This is a genomic window from Rhizobium sp. SG741, from assembly GCF_012275435.1.
Taxonomy (GTDB): Bacteria; Pseudomonadota; Alphaproteobacteria; order Rhizobiales; family Rhizobiaceae; genus Rhizobium; species Rhizobium lusitanum.
Genome location: NZ_JAAZQP010000003.1, coordinates 568,159 through 588,108, shown reverse-complemented (window position 1 = coordinate 588,108; position 19,950 = coordinate 568,159). Strand labels below are relative to the sequence as shown.

Sequence of the window (19,950 nt, the reverse complement as noted above, 5' to 3'; positions counted from 1 at the left end):
AGAGGCCGATTATCTCAGGCCGTGAGCCTGCCCATGACGTTATCCGCCAATGCCTTCATCCGATCGATCGGTGCGTGGCCGATCAGCATGAAGGCGTGTGTGGCGCTCGACCAGTAGACGATATTCATGCCGCGGCGATTTTCCATATCCGGCGCAGCCGCTCCCCTGGCGGACTGGACGATGCAAAGGGCCATGGGTCCGGTTTGCGGATCGAGATAGGCAATCTGCGCGAGGGGCTTGCTGTCATAATTCAATATCTCGGCACGCTTGAAGTCGACGCCCGGCATGACGACGGTTTCGGGCACCAGCAACAGGCCCAGCTTAGCGCCAACTTCGTTCAGCTGCGCTGTCTGCTGCGCCCGGTCGCCGCCCGGTGCGCTCAATGTATCCGCCGTATAGAGGGAGAGATATTCGGCAACCACGGCACGCCATTCGGTGTCTTCGTCCGGCCCGGCGAGGCGATGGCCAATGCCGATCACCGCGCGGTCTACCGCAATGGCCGCTACGAAGCTCGCGGCAATTGCCGCAAGGAAGCCTCGGCGGCTGACATCGAAGGCACCGGTCTTGCGCTCCTGGACTGCGGGAATGGCGGCGAGCATGGCTTCCAGCTTGGCAGCCGGGGCCTCGGCAAGCAGCGGCTCGAACGCCTGGCGGAACGGCAGGGCGCTGTGCGACAGGAGATCGAATCGCTCCGCCACGCGCTCGTCGGCGGCGATCAGTCGTTCGATCCTTTCGCGATCGGACGCATCCAGCTCGCCATCAATGAAGGCGGTGAGCTGCTCGTCCGAGGGCATGTTTCCTTTGTTCAATTCACTCATTTCCGTTCCCCAGTCGCCCGCCCCCCGAAGGTCGTCCGTCGTCCATCGCCCCCATGCCTTCAGCAAGCTTTGCCCGCGCCGCCGCCAGCCGGCTCATCACGGTTCCGATCGGCACAGCCAGAATGTCGGCCACCTCGCGATAGGAAAGTCCTTCGACATAGGCGAGAAATACAGCGGTGCGCTGCGCCTCCGGAAGCGCCTGCACTCGCCGCAACACCTGGCCGGCGAGAATATGCGTCTCTGTTTCCCGCGCGCCGTCGAAAACCAGCGTCTCATCGGCATCGACAAAGCCCTGTCCCAGGCGCACCCGCCGCGAACGAACCTCGTTCAGCCATATGGAATGAAGGATCGCAAACAGCCAGCGATCCAGCCTCGTGCCTGATGTAAACTGGGCCGCCCGCTCCAGCGCCCTGACACAGGTCGCCTGAACAAGATCGTCGGCCACGTCACGCTGGCGCGACAGCACCACGCCATAGCGCCACAGCCGCGTCAGATGTTGGGACAGGCCCGCCCTAATATCCTCTTCGCTCGCTATGGCAACCTCCGCGACATCAGCGCTTGCAGGAGCCGCCGGCCTTCTCGGCGACTCCGATGCTATCAGACTATAAGCAGAAATTGCGGTACGAGCGACCGGCATGGTTCCCATATTTCTCGCGAAGCTCCCTGCTCATGACATTTGTCGTTGAACCGATCCCGACCTCAAAGGCTCGACGGGTTCAGGATAGCCGCATGAAGATCGCGGTATTCCTCGCAAGTCGTGTTGCCGCAGAGCGCCTTGATCGTGCTCAGCTGATCGTTGGCGAGATCCATCTGACCCTTGATGACGTAGGCTTCGCCGAGATATTCGCGGACCAGCGTGTATTTCGGATCCATGGCGACGGACTTCGTATAGTAGGAAATACCTTCATCGGTGCGGCCGAGCTTGCGGGTGGCATAGCCGCGATAGTTCAGCGCTTCGGCCGTGTTGGGGTTCTGCATGGTGTCGAGGACCGCCAACGCTTCCTGATAGCGATGATCCTTCTTGGCCAGCGAATATGCATAGTCAGCGCGGTTTTCGTCGGTGACGTTGGCACCTTGCTGCTTGACGCATTTCTTCGTCTTCTGGTCGTAGATCTCGCCCTTCTTGCAGGTCGGCGTCGTGCTGGAATTGTCGCCGGCTGCGAAAACCGGAACGGTGAAGGCACTGAGGGCGAGGCCTGCGCCGAGGGCAATGGAAGCCAGGCGGAATGCGGTGGTCGTCATGGAATGTCTCCTTGGCAAAATGGACGTTGCGAGGAGAGAACACACCGCCTGCTGCTTTTATTCGGATCGCCTGAGAATATTTTTTCTTCAGACCTTTGGCGGTCGTCACTCTTTTGTGACCGCCCCGGCATCGAATAGATGTCGATCGTTGCGTGTTTCACAGGGCACGCCCTCCAAGGGCAGCAGGAGAAACTCGTGATCGATACCGTCAAACTTCTAAGCCTTGCCGTCGCAACCCCCGACAACATCATTCTCCAATCGGAGGCCGCCGAAACGGCGGGCCGATTGTTTTCCGAGCGATTCCAGGATTTCAAATATCTGGCCCGCGTCTTCGAAAGCACCGGCATCCGCAAGCGCCATGTGGCGCGGCCGCTTTCCTGGTTTGAACAGCCGCATGGCTGGCAGGATCGGATGGCAGCCTATGTCGAAGTCGCAACCGAGCTCTTCCGGCGGACCGCGACAGGGGCGCTGCAACGCGCCGGGATCGAAGCTCATCAGGTGGATTGCATCGTCACGGTCTCTTCCACCGGCGTTGTGACACCAAGCCTCGAAGCGCGGCTCGCCGGCGAGCTCGGCTTTCGCTGCGATATCGAGCGGGTGCCGATCTTCGGGCTCGGCTGCGCGGCAGGCGTTTCCGGCCTTGCCATTGCCTCGAAAATGGCGAGAAGCCGGCCGGGCGCAGTCGTCCTCTTCGTCTCGATCGAACTCTGCTCGCTGGCCTTCCGCCTGGACGAGCTGACCAGACCCAACATCATCGCCACGGCCCTGTTCGGCGACGGGGCGGCGGCCTGCGTCCTGAGGGCCGGAGATGGTGGCATCGCCGAAATCGAATCGACGGGCGAGCATCTTTTCCCCGACAGTCTCGGCATCATGGGCTGGAAGATCGACGACACCGGCTTCGGCATCGTCCTCGAGCAATCGCTGCCAGTCTTTGCCGAGACCCATGTCAGAGCCGCGATTGAAGGCATTCTCGATCGAGCCGGGCTCTCGCTATTGGATGTCGACCGTTTCATCTGCCATCCCGGCGGCGCCAGGGTGCTTGCGGCGCTGGAAAGCGCGCTCGGTCTCGAGCCCGGCTCGCTCGATATAGAACGCGAGGTGATCGGTGATTACGGCAACATGTCCTCCCCAACCGTATTGTTCGTGCTCGAACGCGCGATCGCCGCTGGATTGCCTGAACGTTCGGCGTTGGTTGCGATGGGGCCGGGGTTTACGGCGAGCTGCATCACGCTGAAGAGGGTCGCATGATGCTGTGGCCATCGATCGCTCTTCTGAGTTTCGTGACATTGCAGCGGCTGGCGGAACTGGCCTATGCGAAGCGCAACACCGCCGCCCTCCTTGCCCGCGGCGCCCGGGAATGCGCTGGGGAGCACTATCCCTTCATGGTGGCGATGCATGCGGCATGGCTCGTCGGCCTGTGGCTGCTCGCCACCGGCCGGCCGGTCGATCCCGTCTGGCTCCTCCTGTTCATGGTGCTTCAGGGATTGCGTCTCTGGGTATTGGCCACACTCAAGGAGCGCTGGACGACGCGCATCATCATATTGCCCGGAGCGCCCCTTGTGACGAATGGGCCCTATCGCTTCCTCAATCATCCGAACTATGTGATTGTCGTCGCCGAGATAGCCGTGCTGCCGCTTTGCTTCGGCATGCCGCTCTATGCAGCGATCTTTTCGCTGCTGAACGGCATCATTCTCACTATCCGCATCCGCGCCGAGAACGCCTGCCTGAGACAGACTGCGGCCTGACCGCATTTTTCATTTGCGCCGCTGAAATTTGGCAGGCATTTTCGATGCTTAGGGCGCGGTCCACGCAACGATATCAAGCCTTCCGTGAGATCGCGCTGAGTGCAATGAGCATGCGGATAGCAGGGGAAAATGACAAAGGACGCAATCGTTCTCGGCGCCGGCATCGTCGGCGTATCGACGGCAATCCACCTTCAGCGGCGGGGACGCCAGGTCGTCCTCGTCGACAGGAAGGAGCCCGGCCAGGGAACGTCCTTCGGCAATGCCGGCCTCATCCAGCGCGAGGGCGTGGTGCCCTACGGCTTTCCGCAGCAATTCGGCCTGCTGCTGCGCTACGCCTTCAACAATCGCGTCGATGCGCATTACCATCTACGCGCGCTCCCCGCGCAGATCGCCTTCCTTGCCCGCTATTGGTGGAATTCCAACACCAAGCGCCATGAGATGATCTCGCGCGCCTATGCACCATTGATCGAGCATTCCGTGAGCGAACACAACGACCTCATCGAAGCCGCCCACGCCAACGAGCTGATCCGCAAGAACGGCTGGGTGGAGCTCTTCCGCTCGAACGAGAAACGCGACGCGGAGTTTGCCGAAGCCGAACGTCTCAACCGCGAATTCGGCATCGCCTACGATGCGCTGACCAGCGCGGACGTGGCGACGGCGGAGCCGCATCTCAAAGACAGCTTCGCCGGCGCCTTGCGCTGGCGCGACCCATGGTCGGTGGTCGATCCGCATGGGCTGACATCAGCCTATCGCCGTTACTTCGAAAGCATCGGCGGCCGCGTGACGACGGGGGACGCCGTCTCGCTTGGCCGATCCGGCTCGGCCTGGAGAATGGTGACGGCGGAAGGGTCGATCGAGGCGGAGGATGTCGTCGTCGCGCTCGGACCCTGGGCGGACCTGGTGACGAAACGCTTCGGCTATGCCTTTCCGCTCGGCGTGAAGCGCGGCTATCACATGCACTATGCCGCCGAGGGCAATGCCGTTCTCAACAATTGGACGCTGGATGCCGAACGCGGCTATCTGCTCGCGCCGATGAGCCGCGGCATCCGGCTGACGACGGGGGCGGAATTCGCGCTGCGCGACGCACCAAAGACGCCGGTGCAGCTCGACCGCGCCGAGGCCGTCGCCCGCACCGTCTTCCCGCTCGGCGAACGGCTCGACCCCGAACCCTGGATGGGCGCCCGCCCCTGCACGCCCGACATGATGCCCATCATCGGCAAGGCGCCACGCCACGAGGGATTATGGTTCGCCTTCGGCCATGCGCATCATGGCCTGACGCTCGGCCCCGTGACCGGCCGCGTGCTCGCCGAGCTCATCACCGGCGAGAAGCCTTTCATCGATATTTCAGCCTATGCGCCGGATCGATTCGCGCCGTGATCTTCAGCCTAGCGGATTGCCGCAAGGCCCTTGAGAGCAGCTTTGACAATGCCGTCGATCGTGTCGTCGATATCGACGGTGACGACACCAGGCTCGCCGGTCGGCACTTCCAACGTCTGCAACTGGCTTTCCAATAGCGAGGCGGGCATGAAATGGCCCTTGCGTTCGCCCATGCGCTTGGTCAGCAGCTCCTTGGAGCCGTCAAGATAGATGAAATAGAGATGGCCGCCGGCAGCAGCACGCAGGCGTTCGCGATAGATGCGCTTGAGCGCCGAGCAGGAAACGGCGATCCCCTCGCCCTTGGCAAGGCTTGCCGTGATCTCCTGGCCGATCTTTTCGAGCCACGGCCAGCGATCCTCGTCGGTCAGCGGGATGCCCTTGCTCATCTTCTCGACATTGGCCGCCGGATGCAACGCATCGCCCTCGATGAAATGTATGTCGAGCCGAGCCGCCACGCCCTCGCCGATCGAGGATTTGCCGCTGCCGCTCACACCCATGACGATGATGGCAAGGGGAATCTTGGATATTTCACTCATATTGTTTTCTGCCTTGAACCATGGCCGATAATGACAGTCAGGCGGGTTCCGCCGTTGACGCATCCAAGTGCCTGGCCCCTCACCCTAACCCTCTCCCCGCACGCGGGAAGAGGGTTAGGGTGAGCAAGCCAATCGGCATCTGCAACTAGGACGGAGGCAGTGCCGGGCAAAAAGGCGCGGGAAAGCCGGACCTGCCTGTTTCACAACTTGGATCAATCCAGCGGAAAGAAACAGGAAAATTTATGCGTTCCCTCGCCGGTCAATTCCGGCGCGGTCTGCCGGCATTTGTCCTGCGCACGCCAGCAGCGCGGGTTGAAGTGGCAGCCGGTCGGCGGGTTGAGCGGCGACGGCAGCTCGCCCTGCAGGCGGATGCGGTTCTTCTCGCGCTCCGGATCGGCGATCGGCGTCGCAGACAGAAGTGCCGCGGTATAGGGATGGCGCGGGCGGCTGAAGACTTCTTCGGCCGTGCCGGTTTCGACCGGTCGGCCGAGATACATCACCATCACGTCATCGGCGATGTGGCGGACGACGGAAAGGCCGTGCGAGATGAAGAGATAGGCAAGACCCATCTCCTTTTGCAGATCCATCAAGAGGTTGAGAACCTGCGCCTGAATCGACAGGTCGAGCGCGGAAACCGGCTCGTCGAGCACCAGCACCTTCGGCCGCAGCATCAGGGCGCGCGCAATGGCGATGCGCTGGCGCTGGCCGCCGGAGAACATATGCGGGTAGCGGTCGTAATGCTCCGGGCGCAGGCCGACGCGCGCCATCATCTCCTCGGCCTTGCGGCGGCGGGTGGCGGCATCGTCATCTGTGTTGATCTTCAGCGGCTCCTCCAAAATGGAGCCGACCTTCTGGCGCGGGTTGAGCGAGCCATAGGGGTTCTGAAAGACGATCTGCACGGCGCTGCGCAGGCTGCGATCGCCGAGCTTCGCCGGCTTGCCGTCGATCAGCAATTCGCCTGATGTCGGGTGTTCGATCATCGTCACCAGACGGGCGAGCGTCGACTTGCCGCAGCCGGATTCACCGACGACGGCGAGCGTGCGGCCCGACTGCAGGCTGAAGCTGACACCGTTCAGCGCCTTGACGGTCGCCTCCGGTTTGAAACTGCCGCGCTTGATGGTGTAGAAACGGGCGAGATCGCGCCCTTCGAGAACAGCGCCGGTCATGCGGCACCTCCTGCTGCTTGCGTGGCGGCAATGCCGGGATGGCCGAGCGGCTTGCCATGTTCCAGCGGATAGTTGCAAAGGGTCCTGCCGAGATCGACGCCCTGGCGTGTGACGCCCTTGTCGCATTCGGGCGTGGCGAAGGAACAACGCGGTGCGAAGAGACAGCCCGTGGGCCGATCGTGCTGACCGGGGACGACGCCGGCGATGGACGGCAGGCGCTCGCCGACCACGGCACGCTCCGGCAGCGCCGAGAGAAGCGCGGCCGTATAGGGATGATGCGGATCGCGGAACAGCGCCTTGACCGGCTGTTCCTCCACTTTCTGGCCGGCATACTGCACCTGCACGCGCTCAGCCGTTTCGGCGACGACGCCCATGTCATGGGTGATGAGCACCAGCGCCATACCGTGCTCCCGCTGCAGGCGTGCGAGCAGATCGAGGATCTGCGCCTGGATTGTCACGTCGAGCGCGGTGGTCGGCTCGTCGGCGATCAAAAGCTTCGGATTGCAGGCGAGCGCCATGGCGATCATGACACGCTGGCTCATGCCGCCCGACATCTGGTGCGGGAAGTTCGACAGGCGATCTTCGGGCGCCGGAATGCCGACGAGATTCAAAAGCTCGATCGAACGCTGGCGGCGCGCCTTGCGGTCGAGACCCATATGGATGCGCAGGGTCTCGCCGAGCTGGAAGCCGACCGTGAAGCACGGATTGAGGCTCGACATCGGCTCCTGGAAGATCATCGCCATGTCCTTGCCGATGATCTTGCGGCGCTGGCGCGCGGAGATGCCGCGCAGGTCCTTGCCGTCGAACATCATGCGGTCGGCGGTGATGTTCGCCGTCCAGGGCAAGAGCCCCATCATGGCGAGCATGGAGACCGATTTGCCGGAACCGGATTCACCGACGATCGAGAGGATCTCTCCCTTGTCGCAGGTGAGCGAGACACCGTCGACTGCCCGGAACAGGCCGGACGAGGTCTGGAATTCAACGGTGAGATTTTCAATATCGAGAAGCGCCATTACGACCTCTTCAGCTTCGGGTCGAAGGCATCGCGCAGGCCGTCGCCCATCAGATTGATGGCGAGGACCGTGATCAGGATGCAGAGACCGGGGAAAGTGACGAGCCAGGGGTTGCTCTGGAAGAACTCGCGCGAGTCGGCGAGCATCGTGCCCCATTCCGGCGTCGGCGGCTGGGCGCCCTGGCCGAGAAAGCCGAGAGCCGCGGCATCGAGAATGGCAGAGGAGAACGCGAGCGTGCCCTGCACGATCAGCGGCCCCAGACAGTTCGGCAGGATCGTCTTGAACATCAGCCGCAGCGGACCAGCACCGGCGACGCGCGAAGCGATGACATATTCCTTGTCGCGTTCGGTCATGACCGATGCGCGCGTCAGGCGCACAAAATGCGGCTGGTTGACGATGGAGATCGCGATCATGGCGTTCGTCAGGCCAGGCCCGAGGATCGCCACCAGCACCAGGGCAAGCAGCAGCGACGGGATGGCCAGGATGATGTCCATGATGCGCATGATGATCGTATCGGTGCGGCCGCGAACATAGCCGGCGAGGAGGCCGATAAGAATGCCGGCGATTGCCGAAAGCGAGGCGACCACGAGGCCGATGAACAGCGAAAACCGTGTGCCGTAGATGAGGCGCGACAGGAGATCGCGGCCGTTGGCATCGGTGCCCAGCAGGAAGCTGCTGTTGCTGCCTTGCGCCCAGAACGGCGGCAGGCGCTGCATGTCGCTGCCATAGGCGGCATCGGGATCATGCGGAGCGACGAGGCCGGCGAAGATCGCCAGAAACAGGACGAAAAGAAAGATCGCAAGGCCGATGACGGCGCCCTTGTTGCGAGAGAAGTAGTACCAGAACTCCGCCAGAGCGGAGGGGCGGTCGGATTTGACGCTAACCGTGCTCATGAGCCGCTCCTAATGACGAATGCGTGGATTGACGAAGCCGTAGAGCACGTCGACAGCCAGATTGACGAGCATGACGATGCCGGCGATCAGCAGCAGGCCGCCCTGCACCACCGGATAATCACGCTTGAAGACGGCGTCGATCATCCATTTGCCGATGCCCGGCCAGGAAAAGATGCTCTCCGTCAGGATGGCGCCGCCGAGCAGCACGCCGACCTGCAGGCCGATGGTGGTGACCACAGGGATCATGGCGTTGCGCAGCGCATGCACGGAGACGACCCGCAGCGGCGACAGGCCCTTGGAGCGGGCGGTGCGCACATAATCCTCGCCGAGCACTTCCAGCATGGCCGAACGCGTCTGCCGCGCGATGACGGCAAGTGGAATGGTGCCGAGAACGATCGTCGGCAGAATCAGCGAATTGAGCGCGGACCAGAAAGCGCCCTTCTGACCGGACAGCAGGCTGTCGATCAGCATGAAGCCGGTGATCGGCTTGAAGAAGTAGATGAGACCGATGCGGCCCGAAACCGGCGTCCAGTGCAGATAGCCGTTGAAGACGATGATCAGCAGCAGGCCCCACCAGAAGATCGGCATGGAATAGCCGACGAGGGCGACGCCCATGACGGTCTGGTCGAACCATGTCCCTCGTTTGACGGCGGCGAAAACGCCGGCCGGAATGCCCAGACAGATCGCCAGGATCATGGCGCAGATCGACAGCTCGAGCGTTGCCGGGAAGAAGGTGAAGAAGTCGGTCAGCACGTCACGCTTGGTGGTGATCGAGGTGCCGAGGTCGCCGTGCAAGGCGCTCCAGATGTATTTGCCGTACTGAACGACCATCGGCTGGTCGTAGCCGAGATCGTGCGAGATCTGGGCATGGCGTTCCGGCGACATCACGCGTTCGCCCGACAGCAGCATGACGGGATCGCCGGGAAGCAGACGGATGAAAGAGAAGGCGACGATCGATACGCCGAGGAATGTCGGGATCAGCACCACAAGACGGCTGAAAAGAAATCGCAACATGACAGTTGTCCAAATTTTTCCGGCGGTCAGGCAGATTGCCTGACCGCCGGGTCGCCCGGTTCTAGCCGGGCATTCTCACAGACTTTTTGTTATTCGGCGATATCGACGCCGTCGAAGCGGTGAACGCCGACCGGATCCTGGAAGTAGCCGGTGACATTCTTCGTCATCGGGATGAACTCTTCCGAATGGTCGATGGTCATCCACGGTGCTTCACGCTTGAACACGACCTGGGCCTGTTCGTAGAGCTTGGTGCGCTCCTTGACGTCGGCCGTCTGCTTGGCCTTCTTCACCAGGTCGTCGAATTCCTTGTTGCACCACTGCGCACGGTTGTTGCCACCGACGGCATCGCAGCCGAGCAGCGTGTCAAGGAAGTTGTCCGGGTCGCCGTTGTCGCCGGTCCAGCCGAGGATGGCCGCGCCGTCACGGTCCTTGGCGGAGGAAAGCTTCAGATACTGAGCCCAGTCATAGGTGACGATCTCGACCTTGACGCCGATTTTGCCAAGGTCAGCCTGCATCAGCTCGGCAGCGCGGCGTGCATTCAGCATGTAGGGACGCGACACAGGCATCGCCCAAATCTTCATGCTGAGATCCTTGACGCCAGCCTTTTCAAGCATCTTCTTGGCTTCGTCAGGGTTGTATTTATCGTCCTTGACGTCCTTGTTATAGGACCACATGGTCGGCGGGATCGGGTTGGTCGCGACCGAAGCCGAACCCTGGAAGACGGCGTCGACGATGGCCTGCTTGTTGACGGCCATGTTGAGCGCCTTGCGCACTTCGACCTTGTCGAAAGGCGCGATCAGCGTGTTGTAGGCGAGGTAAGAAACGTTCAAGCCGGCCTGCTCGAGAACCTTGAGGTTCTTGTCAGCCTTCAGATCCTTGATGTCGGCCGCGTTCGGGTACGGCATGATATTGCACTCGCCGGACTTCAGCTTCTGCGCGCGGACGGATGCATCCGGCGTGATCGCAAAGACGAGATCGTCGATCTTTTCCTTGCCCTTGAAATAGGTCTCGTTTGCCTTGTAGCGGATGACGGCATCCGGCTGGTAGGCGACGAAGGTGAACGGGCCGGTGCCGAGCGGCTGCTGGTTCATCTGCTCCATCTTCTTGTCGGTCTGGAGCTTGTCTGCATATTCCTTCGACAGGATCGAGCCGAAGTCCATAGCGAGGTCCGCGAGGAACGGGGCTTCCGGATGGTTCAGCACGAATTTGACGGTAAGGTCGTCAACCTTGTCGATCGACTTGATCAGCTTGGTGAAGCCCATGCCGTCAGCATATTCGTAGGAACCGCCGGCGACATACTTGGCCCAGGGGCCGTCTGCACTGATCTGACGGCCGATGGAGAAAATAACGTCATCGGCAGTGAGGTCACGCGTCGGCGTGAAGAAATCGGTCGTCTGGAACTTTACACCCTTGCGCAGCTTGAAGGTGTATTCCTTGCCGTCGGGGGAAACGGTCCAGCTTTCGGCAAGGCCAGGTTCGACCTCGGTGCTGCCGTGCTTGAATTCGACGAGGCGGCTGTAGACCGTACGCGAAGAAGCATCGAATGTGGTACCGGCAGTATAAATTCCCGGATCGAATCCTTCCGGCGAGCCCTCCGAGCAATAAACGAGTGTTTTCGACCAGGCGGACGTCGCCATGACCGAAGTCAAGGCTGTCACTGCCAGCAGGACAGAGATCTTTTTCATGATATCGTTTCCCAGGTTTGTTATTCTTTTGAAGCCGTGGACACCCCAGAGGTTCCCTTCCGGATCGGGCCGATGGAACTTTATTTTAAGTTTGAAAGCAACAAGCGCCGCCTAAATTTTTTCCAAATTATGGAGTTTGGAAATTTTTGGACAAAAAAGCCTTTGAATTGGTAATAATCTGGCAAAATTTTGCGCCGATTTAGCAGTTTCAGAATGATTTGACATTTTACTCTTGCAATCGGCTAACCCTCTATTGCCTCGATAGGAGGCAATACCAACAAAAATCCGCAGCGGCCGGAGGCAACTGCGGATCGCAAACATGATGGAATTCGCGAAGGGCGATCAGGCTGCGGGAGCGGCGATCCGCGGCTTCTTGGCGATCGCCCGGTGATCCAGATCAGTCAGGCCGAGCAGGAAGTTGATCTGCGGACGCGCCTTGACCAGATCGTCGATGGAATATTCCGTCAAAACATCGAAGAAAGCGTTCAAAGCCTTGCGCAGCGCCGTATTGAGACCGCAGCTATCCACCAGCGGACATTCCACCACGCCCTCTTCGAAGCACTCCGCCATGGCGAAGCTATCCTCGGTGACACGAACGACGTCAAAAAGGCTGATGGCGGTCGCAGGCCTGCCGAGGCGCACGCCGCCGTTGCGGCCGCGTACGGTTTCGACGAGACCTGCCTTCGTCAGCGGCTGCAGAATCTTGAAGAGGAAAAGCTCGGAAACGCTGTATGCCTTGGCGATTTCCGGGATGCGGCTCAAATGGCCGTCGTTGGCGGCGCAATACATCAACATGCGCACCGCGTAATTGGTCTGTTTCGTCAAGCGCATGCCGATCTCCTGGAATCGAGGCTGCTTAGGGGGTCGATCCGTATATAGAGACTTTCTTAGTTTTGAACAATTCCAAAATATGAAATTCATATTCACGTTATTCTGACGGCGCCGACCTCCTCATCCGCCCGTCCTCGCCTGCTTCTCCTTCAGTTCCCTGGCATAATCGAGGATCGCCTGCTTGCGCTCCGGCGTACCCGGATGGGTCGACAGCATGCTGGTGTCACTATGATCATCGAGCTTGGCTTCGAGGAGATCGAAGAAGCGCGACAACGCTGCCGGGTCTTTGCCGGCGGCCAGCATCAGCTCCACCGAGCGGCGGTCGGCCTGCGCCTCGGCTTGCCGGGAGTAGGAAAGCGCGAGAAGGCCGCCGCCCTGTGTCAATACGTCGTGAACGCCAGAGCCCACGTCTCCGGCGATCAGCAACACGAGACCGGCGACACCGGCGGCCCTATACAGCTGGCGGAGGCTGTGTTTGTATTCGACGTGACCGATCTCATGGCCGAGCACCGCGGTGATCATCTCCTTGTCGCCGCCGGCCAGTTCGACGAGCTGATCGGTCAGGACGAGATTGCCGTCCGGCAGCGCGAAGGCATTGGGGCCGATGAGGCCGCCATCGCGGAAATTCAGATGATAGCGGCCCGCACCGCCCTCAGCGTTCGCGGCTATCCTGATGAAATCATCGCGAATTTCCGCCTGCTGCGCCTCGAGAAGCTTGCTGGGGCCGAAGGTCACTCGATCCAATGTCTTCAGCGTTCCCGCCGACATCATCTCCGGCACCACCGGCGGCGTTACCAGGACGGCGACTTCCACGAGGGCCGGCAGGGCATAACGATAGATGATCGAGGCCAGGAAGAATACCGCCAGGGCGAAGGCGATCAGCCGGGGGCGGACGATCTCGAGCCGATGAACAAAGCTGCTGCGCTTTTCGCCGCGGCTTTGCAGATAGGCATCGACGGCGTCGTTATCGCGGGTTTCGAAAACCGATTCGTTTCCGAACACGATACGGCGCGGGATGGAGCCCACGCGCTGGCTGACGTCGATATCGGAGCGGATGCCCCAGGCAAGCCGCTTGCTCGCGTCTCCCTCTTCGTCAGACAGCACGATGAGCGATCCGCCGACATCCAACAGCCGGGCCGGAACCTCCCGGCTGGAATGCGGCGGATGCCAGATGCCCGTCGCGATCGCTTGCGGATCAGAAGCCAAAGTCGAATCCATCGACATCGAGATATTCCGCGCTGATGGCGTTGCCGGTCGAGCGGATCTGGTCGAAGACCACGCCGATTTCACCGTCGACATGGACAGCAGTATGCTCGGTAAGAAAAACTTGCATGCGCACGGCCGCCCAGGGGCGCATCAATCCGAGGGTTACCAAGGTGACAACGACATTGGAAATCGCAATCCACGCATAGCGCCGGCGACCGAGATCGCTTCTGAGCTGATGGCGATGATCGATCATCGCGGCCGACCAGATGATGTTGCGCACCGTCGCGCGATAGTAGAGGCCGGCCAATATGTAAATCGGGAAAATAAGCACAATCATCCAATGCCACAGGCTGATGCTACCCATTCCCCGACCCATCGAGTTGCCGCTGAAACCGCCTGCGGCAGCACCGAAAAGTCCCAAAATCACGAGGCCGGCGATCACAATCGCGACTACGGTGATGAACGCCTCGTACAGCGCGCCCAATCGCGGCTCGGTCGAGAAGGGTCGATCTCCATAACGCAGATTGTCGAAGACGTATTTATAGAACCAGCGGGTTGCGACCGGAGACAGCAGCCCGACCGATATCATCGTTACCAGGGTACCCAGGAAGATCGCCTTGAACGCGCCGCCATAGGTCCCGACGAAATCGAAGCGCACATTGCGATAGCTTGTCACGCGCGCATTGAACCTCAGTCCGCGCATGAGAAACCATGGGAATACCACAAGCATGACAGGCCAGATCGCAAGCACCGCCAACGGCGCCACGTGTGAAAGTATATTCACCACGATAAGAAAGCCGAACACGATCAGCCGGCCGATGAGTATCTGTTTGCCCTTGGCATGATATTCGAAGCTGTGGCCCAGAAGGGCGGTATTCCCATAAAAATACCGGTTGCGGCGTACTTTTGCCCAGGCCGAATAGATGCCCAACGTAACGATCGTCAGCAGAATATTGACGATCCAGATGCCGAAATATTCGGAGGCGTTGCCCGTGAAGGAAGCCCTTTGGAAAAAGGGCTTTCCGCCCAACGGATAGCTTTGCTCGACAGTTGCCATATTGTAGTCCCCTACCCCACGAGAGGACGAGCGTTTCCCGGAGGCACTCCACATGAGCACGGGCCGCAGGGAGATGTGTTGCGCACCACATCACTCGCCTTATCGTTGCACTTGAGAGCAGGAAAATAAGCGCCGATCAACGGAAAAATATCCGACGGCAGCATTCGCCCCGCCAGGGGGGCAAATAGCCCCCGTAGCTGCAACCTTAATGCCACACTGGCCTGGTGCTCAGGGCGCGGAGACCCAGACGGCCATTTCGCAGCCGCCCGGCTCGCGGAAGTGAAAGCGTCGGCCGCCGGGGAAATCGAAGGCGGGACGGGTTATGACGCCGCCGGCGAATTCGACTGCGCGCTGGGCCTCTTCCAGATCGGTGGTGCGCACCACAGGCAGCGGCGCGCCGGCCGCTTCCCCCGCATCGCCGTCGATGCCGGCGTCTATACCCGCCGCCTCGATAACATGGTAGGTCGGCCCGTAGCTGACAAAGCTCCAATCGAAAGCTTCCTGGAAGAAGCGCCGGGTTTTCAGGCCATCTTTCGACGGAAATTCAAGATAGTCGATCTGATAGGTCACGGACACCATGCGGCCCTCCCACTGTTCTTGTTTTGTTCTAGAGCAAAACAATGGCGTAGACAAGCTCACTCTACCCAAAACAATCGCAACAAAAAACCGCCGCCCGGAAATATGTCGGACGGCGGTTGAAATCATTCGATAATGACGATCCTTATTTCATCGTCGGCATGACGAATTCGGCGCCATCCTTGATGCCGGACGGCCAGCGGGCGGTGATCGTCTTGGTGCGCGTCCAGAACTTGATCGAGTCCGTGCCGTGCTGGTTGAGATCGCCGAAGCTGGAAGCCTTCCAGCCGCCGAAGGAATGATAGGCGAGCGGAACCGGGATCGGAACGTTGACGCCGATCATGCCGATGTTGATGCGCGAGGCGAAATCGCGGGCAGCATCGCCGTCGCGGGTGTAGATGGCGACGCCGTTGCCGTATTCATGCTTCATCGGCAGGTCGAGCGCATCTTCATAATTCTTGGCACGGACGACGGACAGAACCGGTCCGAAGATCTCGGTCTTGTAGATATCCATGCTCGGCGTGACGTGGTCGAACAGCGAACCGCCAACGAAATAGCCGTCTTCATATCCCTGCAGCTTGAAGCCACGGCCGTCGACGACGAGCTTGGCGCCCTCTTCGACACCACGATCGATCAGGCCGTTGACGCGGTTATAAGCGTCCTTGGTGACGAGCGGACCCATATCGGCCTTGTCATCGGTATAAGGACCGATGCGCAGGGATTCGATCTTCGGCACCAGCTTCTCGACAAGGCGGTTGGCCGTGTCCTCGCCGACCGGTACCGCGACAGAAATCGCCATGCAGCGCTCGCCGGCCGAGCCATAGCCGGCGCCCATCAGGGCGTTGACGGCCTGATCCATGTCGGCGTCCGGCATGATGATCATGTGGTTCTTGGCGCCGCCGAAGCACTGGGCGCGCTTGCCGTTCATGGCAGCCGTGCCGTAGACGTAACGGGCGATCGGCGTGGAGCCGACGAAGGAAATCGCAGCGATATCCGGATCGGCCAGGATGGCGTCGACCGCAGCCTTGTCGCCGTTGACGACGTTGAGGATGCCTGCCGGCAGGCCGGCTTCGATCATGAGTTCGGCCAGGCGGATCGGCAGGGAAGGATCGCGCTCGGAAGGCTTCAGGATGAAAGCGTTGCCGCAGGCGATCGCCGGAGCGAACATCCACATCGGGATCATGCCCGGAAAATTGAACGGTGTGATGCCGGCCCCGATGCCAACCGGCTGGCGGATGGAATACATGTCGATCGCCGGGCCGGCGCCCTCGGTGAATTCGCCCTTGGCGAGATGCGGAATGCCACAGACGAATTCGCAGACTTCCAGGCCACGGATGATGTCACCCTTGGAATCCTCGATCGTCTTGCCGTGCTCCTTGGAGAGCATCTCGGCCAGTTCGTCCATGTGCTTGTTTAGAAGCTCGACGAATTTGAAGAAGACGCGGGCGCGGCGCTGCGGATTGGTGGCCGCCCATTTGGGCTGCGCTGCCTTGGCATTTTCGACCGCTGCGCGGATCTCCGCGACGCTGGCGAGTGCTACCGTCGCCTGCACTTCGCCGGTTGCCGGATTGTAGACATTGCTGGTGCGTCCGCTGGTGCCGGCGACGTGCTTGCCGCCGATGAAATGACCGATCTCTTGCATGGATGTGCCTCCTCGTTTTCTTGGATGTATACAGGATCGCACTTCAATTTGCACAAATCAATGAGCTGTTATAAGCAACCGTTGTGCAAAAATTAAAGCCCTGGATGTGCATATGGATTGGGATGATGTCCGCATGTTTCTCGCCGTCGCCCGCACGGGGCAAATTCTGGCGGCCTCCAAGCGGCTCGGCGTCAACCATGCCACGCTCTCCCGGCGGGTGACGACGCTGGAGGAGCGGCTGAAGACACGGCTGCTGGTGCGCCGCACCAATGGCTGCGAGCTGACGGCAGAGGGTGAGATCTTCCTGCATGCGGCGGAGCGCATGGAAACCGAGATGCTGCGCGCGCAGGCAAGCGTCGGCCACCTCGACAGCGCCATTACCGGCACGGTGCGCATCGGCGCGCCGGACGGTTTCGGCGTCTCCTTCCTCGCGCCGCGCCTCGGTCGTCTGATCGCGCGCTATCCGGAGCTGCGCATCCAGCTTGTGCCGGTGCCTCGTTCCTTTTCACTGTCCCAGCGCGAGGCCGATATCGCCATTACGCTGGAGCGCCCCGAGCAGGGCCGCCTGGTCTCCTCCAAGCTGACGGATTACACGCTCGGCCTATATGCCTCGAAGACCTATCTGGAGCAGGCAGGCCTGCCCGATAGCGTGGAAGCGCTGAAGCTGCATCCGCGCATCGGCTATGTCGAGGACCTGATCTTCACCGCCTCGCTGAATTTCTCCGGCGAGATCATGCGCAGCTGGGATGCCTCTTTCGAAATCTCCACCTCCATCGGCCAGACGGAAGCGGTTCGCTCCGGCGCCGGCATCGGCATCCTGCACGATTACATCGCCAGGCAATTCCCGGAACTCACCCGCATCCTGCCCGATATCTCCATCAAGCGCGCCTATTGGACTGTTTATCACGAAAGTGCCCGCGATCTCGTGCGAGTGCGCACCGTGTCGGATTTCCTGCAGGAACTGGTCAGCGAAGAACGGCGGATGTTCCTGTAAAGGCCCGCCTCGCCCTAAGCATGTTTCGGCGGCTCCTCGTTCTCATCAGGATTGGGCACGGGAATTTCATCCGGCATCCTATCCGGATCCGGCTCCTCAATCGGCGGCTTCGGTGCCCAACCCGGATCAGGCATCGGTGGCGTCTCGGGAATCGGCTCGCGCGGCACGGACATGCCAGTTCCTTCCGTCTTGTTGCTGATATTGGCTAACGGTCGGGAGCAGGCAGGGTTCCATGGGAAATCTCGCTGGTCCATCGTCGGAAGCCGGCACCGTGTCCTCGCCGTGCAAGACTTTCGGTTTTATTTGCGCATGCGGCCAGCTCGTGCATAAGTAGAGTGGCAGGCTTTCATTTCATTCGAGCAGATTCCGAGGGAGCGCTTGATGCTGAAAGGCGGGGTATTCTTCACGGCGCTTGCCGTTGGTCTCAGCGCATGCACGACTGTCGACTTTTCACAGCTTGCTCCGGCGACGCTAACCGGCAGCCTGTTCGTGATGTGGGTTGGCGAGGGCGATTCCAGCGGAGATGGCAAGTTCGTCTTCGTTCCCGATCCTGCCGATCCCTTGACGTTCCGCCGAGCTGATCGCTCCCTACCCGGCGCCGAAATCCAGCCCGGCTTGATGTACACGGACGGTGGCTCTATTCCGAAGATCGCGCAGGTCTTCAAAGGATTGTCGCCGTGGGGTTATGCGCCGGCCTACATGATCCACGACTGGCTGTTCACGGCGCACCATTGCATTGTGGATGGCGAGAATAGCAAGCGGTTCGACCAGGTACGCAACGTGTCGTTCGAGGATTCCGCCAAGATACTCGGCGAGGCCATCCGGGGGATGGTGAAAGCAAATAAAGTTCAGCAGAACGATATAGCCGGAACAGCCATCACCGCCGCGGTGGGCAGCAGCATTGCTGAAAGCCTCTGGAACAAACAGGGTGCCTGCAGCGCCTCCAAAGTCAAACCCGAGGATATCGCCGCAGTCGAAAGCGCCATCCCCGGCGCCGCGCCGCGCGCCGTGCGAAAGACATTCAGAGTTCCCCCCGAGACGCCCGCAATACCACCACGTGGCCGCGCTACGATCGTGTCGCGGATTACATTCTAAGAGCATCTCCCGGTGAGTCCCAAGAAGCGCGCGACACGGCGCTCAGATGAGGCTACGCTGGACAAGGGCATCCCGTGGTCTAGTTATTTCAGGAGCACTTTGGGGAGTAAGGATGATGAGCGAGAAAAAGAAACCGAAGCAGGCTGAGAAAGACCACAAGGAACAGGACGACTACCTTGAAGAGGCGCTCGAGGAAACCTTTCCCGCAAGCGATCCGATCTCGCCGGGGCATGTCGTAAAGAAACCTGAAAGCAAGGAATAGCCCTCGGCGGTGCCGGGAGAACTATCATGTCTGATCGACTGGGAGAGAATGGTACGGTTGGGGGGTCTCGAACCTCCGACCTCAGGTGCCACAAACCTGCGCTCTAACCAACTGAGCTACAACCGCACATGCTCGCGTCGCCGCGAACGGGGGTGACATACGAGGACTTTGAAATTATTTCAAGTCCTATCTCCCCGCAATACAAAAAAGCTTCAAAGATATCCGGATGGTGGGGCGCCGCCGGCATTTCACGAACAGGAACCATCCCTAAACGAAAAGTCCCGCCTTCAGAGCTTTCACCTGAAAACGGGACGTTCATGCCTTGGGAGGCTTTTGGGAAATCAGGCGACCTTGAAGGAAGCCATTGCCTTTTCGGCTGCATCCTTGGCCGGCTTTGCCAGCTTTTCAGCAACCTTCTTGGTGGTTTCCTGAATGGACTTGGCCTGTTCGATGGTGACTTCGGCCTGCTTGCGGATGAAGGAGGTCTGAAGTTCGAAGAGTTCGGCAACGGACTTGACGCGAAGCAGGGCTTCCATGTGTGCCAGCGAGCTTTCGGCATTGGTGCGCAGAACGTCGATTGCCTTGAGGCCGATCTCAACGGAACCAGCCTGTGCAGTCTGCACCGTCGCTTCGACGGTCTTGCCGGCTTCCTCGGTGGCAGCCTTCATCTTAGCGAAGGCTTCCTTGGACTGGGCAGCACCCTTTTCCGCGAATTCGCGGAAGGATTCGGAGACCTTGGAAGGATCGAATGCAGCCGTTGAAAAAACGTCGTCTTTCTTTACAGTAGCCATGATTACG

21 protein-coding genes and 1 tRNA gene are annotated in these 19,950 nt (G+C 60.5%); 6 read left to right on the top strand and 16 right to left on the bottom strand.

Going from position 1 to position 19,950, the window contains the following annotated elements; all coding sequences use genetic code 11:
• Positions 1 to 14: 14 nt before the first annotated feature.
• The 3 genes from FHT29_RS11240 to FHT29_RS11230 all read right to left on the bottom strand — a co-directional run bounded on the left by FHT29_RS11240 (position 15) and on the right by FHT29_RS11230 (position 2,060).
• Positions 15 to 818, bottom strand: coding sequence for an anti-sigma factor (locus FHT29_RS11240; protein WP_246703022.1), 804 nt, complete (start codon positions 816 to 818; stop codon positions 15 to 17).
• Positions 811 to 1,455 carry an RNA polymerase sigma factor gene (locus tag FHT29_RS11235; protein ID WP_047561087.1) on the bottom strand — a complete coding sequence of 215 codons (645 nt, stop codon included), beginning with the start codon at positions 1,453 to 1,455 and terminating at the stop codon, positions 811 to 813. The genes FHT29_RS11240 and FHT29_RS11235 overlap by 8 nt, the downstream gene beginning before the upstream one ends.
• 62 nt (positions 1,456 to 1,517) lie before the next feature.
• Positions 1,518 to 2,060: a tetratricopeptide repeat protein gene (locus FHT29_RS11230; protein WP_037198995.1), complete on the bottom strand. Its 543-nt coding sequence runs from the start codon at positions 2,058 to 2,060 to the stop codon at positions 1,518 to 1,520.
• A 195-nt stretch (positions 2,061 to 2,255) separates the two neighbouring features.
• Between FHT29_RS11230 and FHT29_RS11225 the strand changes: the two genes are divergently transcribed.
• The 3 genes from FHT29_RS11225 (at position 2,256) to FHT29_RS11215 (ending at position 5,182) form a co-directional block, all read left to right on the top strand.
• Entirely contained in the window at positions 2,256 to 3,308 is a 1,053-nt protein-coding gene (locus FHT29_RS11225; protein WP_168599673.1) for a type III polyketide synthase, read from the top strand.
• Positions 3,308 to 3,805 (top strand): isoprenylcysteine carboxylmethyltransferase family protein, encoded by a 498-nt coding sequence (locus FHT29_RS11220; RefSeq protein WP_047561081.1) that lies wholly within the window; start codon positions 3,308 to 3,310, stop codon positions 3,803 to 3,805. The genes FHT29_RS11225 and FHT29_RS11220 overlap by 1 nt, the downstream gene beginning before the upstream one ends.
• 129 nt (positions 3,806 to 3,934) lie before the next feature.
• Positions 3,935 to 5,182, top strand: a complete 1,248-nt coding sequence (locus FHT29_RS11215) for an FAD-binding oxidoreductase (protein ID WP_168598396.1) — start codon at positions 3,935 to 3,937, stop codon at positions 5,180 to 5,182.
• An 8-nt stretch (positions 5,183 to 5,190) separates the two neighbouring features.
• Here the strand turns inward: FHT29_RS11215 and FHT29_RS11210 are convergent, their stop codons facing one another.
• The 11 genes from FHT29_RS11210 to FHT29_RS11160 all read right to left on the bottom strand — a co-directional run bounded on the left by FHT29_RS11210 (position 5,191) and on the right by FHT29_RS11160 (position 16,801).
• A complete protein-coding gene (locus tag FHT29_RS11210) occupies positions 5,191 to 5,718 on the bottom strand; it encodes a gluconokinase (protein WP_168599672.1) in 528 nt (175 codons plus the stop codon).
• A gap of 212 nt (positions 5,719 to 5,930) precedes the next feature.
• Positions 5,931 to 6,884, bottom strand: coding sequence for a peptide ABC transporter ATP-binding protein (locus FHT29_RS11205; RefSeq protein ID WP_037199004.1), 954 nt, complete (start codon positions 6,882 to 6,884; stop codon positions 5,931 to 5,933).
• Positions 6,881 to 7,897 carry an ABC transporter ATP-binding protein gene (locus tag FHT29_RS11200; RefSeq protein ID WP_037199007.1) on the bottom strand — a complete coding sequence of 339 codons (1,017 nt, stop codon included), beginning with the start codon at positions 7,895 to 7,897 and terminating at the stop codon, positions 6,881 to 6,883. The genes FHT29_RS11205 and FHT29_RS11200 overlap by 4 nt, the downstream gene beginning before the upstream one ends.
• Positions 7,897 to 8,790: an ABC transporter permease subunit gene (locus FHT29_RS11195; protein ID WP_047561021.1), complete on the bottom strand. Its 894-nt coding sequence runs from the start codon at positions 8,788 to 8,790 to the stop codon at positions 7,897 to 7,899. The genes FHT29_RS11200 and FHT29_RS11195 overlap by 1 nt, the downstream gene beginning before the upstream one ends.
• Positions 8,791 to 8,799: 9 nt before the next feature.
• Entirely contained in the window at positions 8,800 to 9,804 is a 1,005-nt protein-coding gene (locus FHT29_RS11190; RefSeq protein ID WP_047561018.1) for an ABC transporter permease subunit, read from the bottom strand.
• Positions 9,805 to 9,893: 89 nt separating this feature from the next.
• Positions 9,894 to 11,489: an ABC transporter substrate-binding protein gene (locus FHT29_RS11185; RefSeq protein WP_047561014.1), complete on the bottom strand. Its 1,596-nt coding sequence runs from the start codon at positions 11,487 to 11,489 to the stop codon at positions 9,894 to 9,896.
• A gap of 342 nt (positions 11,490 to 11,831) precedes the next feature.
• Positions 11,832 to 12,320 (bottom strand): iron-responsive transcriptional regulator RirA, encoded by a 489-nt coding sequence (gene rirA, locus FHT29_RS11180; protein WP_037199013.1) that lies wholly within the window; start codon positions 12,318 to 12,320, stop codon positions 11,832 to 11,834.
• Positions 12,321 to 12,440: 120 nt separating this feature from the next.
• The gene (locus tag FHT29_RS11175) at positions 12,441 to 13,544 is read right to left on the bottom strand and encodes a M48 family metallopeptidase (RefSeq protein ID WP_080760636.1); all 1,104 of its coding nucleotides are present in this window, start codon (positions 13,542 to 13,544) and stop codon (positions 12,441 to 12,443) included.
• Entirely contained in the window at positions 13,516 to 14,583 is a 1,068-nt protein-coding gene (locus tag FHT29_RS11170) for a YjgN family protein (RefSeq protein ID WP_047561011.1), read from the bottom strand. Before FHT29_RS11170 ends, FHT29_RS11175 begins: the two co-directional genes overlap by 29 nt.
• A gap of 228 nt (positions 14,584 to 14,811) precedes the next feature.
• Complete coding sequence (locus FHT29_RS11165) at positions 14,812 to 15,159, bottom strand: VOC family protein (protein ID WP_092573029.1); 348 nt, start codon at positions 15,157 to 15,159, stop codon at positions 14,812 to 14,814.
• 145 nt (positions 15,160 to 15,304) lie between these two features.
• Positions 15,305 to 16,801: a CoA-acylating methylmalonate-semialdehyde dehydrogenase gene (locus FHT29_RS11160; RefSeq protein ID WP_047561008.1), complete on the bottom strand. Its 1,497-nt coding sequence runs from the start codon at positions 16,799 to 16,801 to the stop codon at positions 15,305 to 15,307.
• A gap of 112 nt (positions 16,802 to 16,913) precedes the next feature.
• Here FHT29_RS11160 and FHT29_RS11155 point away from each other — a divergent pair, with 112 nt between their 5' ends.
• From FHT29_RS11155 to FHT29_RS11145, 3 genes are all read left to right on the top strand, one after another.
• Positions 16,914 to 17,795, top strand: a complete 882-nt coding sequence (locus FHT29_RS11155; protein WP_047561005.1) for a LysR family transcriptional regulator — start codon at positions 16,914 to 16,916, stop codon at positions 17,793 to 17,795.
• A gap of 381 nt (positions 17,796 to 18,176) precedes the next feature.
• Positions 18,177 to 18,890 carry a hypothetical protein gene (locus FHT29_RS11150; RefSeq protein ID WP_052212594.1) on the top strand — a complete coding sequence of 238 codons (714 nt, stop codon included), beginning with the start codon at positions 18,177 to 18,179 and terminating at the stop codon, positions 18,888 to 18,890.
• 115 nt (positions 18,891 to 19,005) lie between these two features.
• Positions 19,006 to 19,152 (top strand): hypothetical protein, encoded by a 147-nt coding sequence (locus FHT29_RS11145; RefSeq protein WP_162693744.1) that lies wholly within the window; start codon positions 19,006 to 19,008, stop codon positions 19,150 to 19,152.
• A 49-nt stretch (positions 19,153 to 19,201) separates the two neighbouring features.
• Here FHT29_RS11145 and FHT29_RS11140 read toward each other — a convergent pair.
• Positions 19,202 to 19,278 (bottom strand) — tRNA-His (locus FHT29_RS11140).
• A 215-nt stretch (positions 19,279 to 19,493) separates the two neighbouring features.
• Positions 19,494 to 19,943 (bottom strand): phasin, encoded by a 450-nt coding sequence (locus FHT29_RS11135; RefSeq protein WP_037199021.1) that lies wholly within the window; start codon positions 19,941 to 19,943, stop codon positions 19,494 to 19,496.
• Between the last annotated feature and the right edge of the window lie 7 nt (positions 19,944 to 19,950).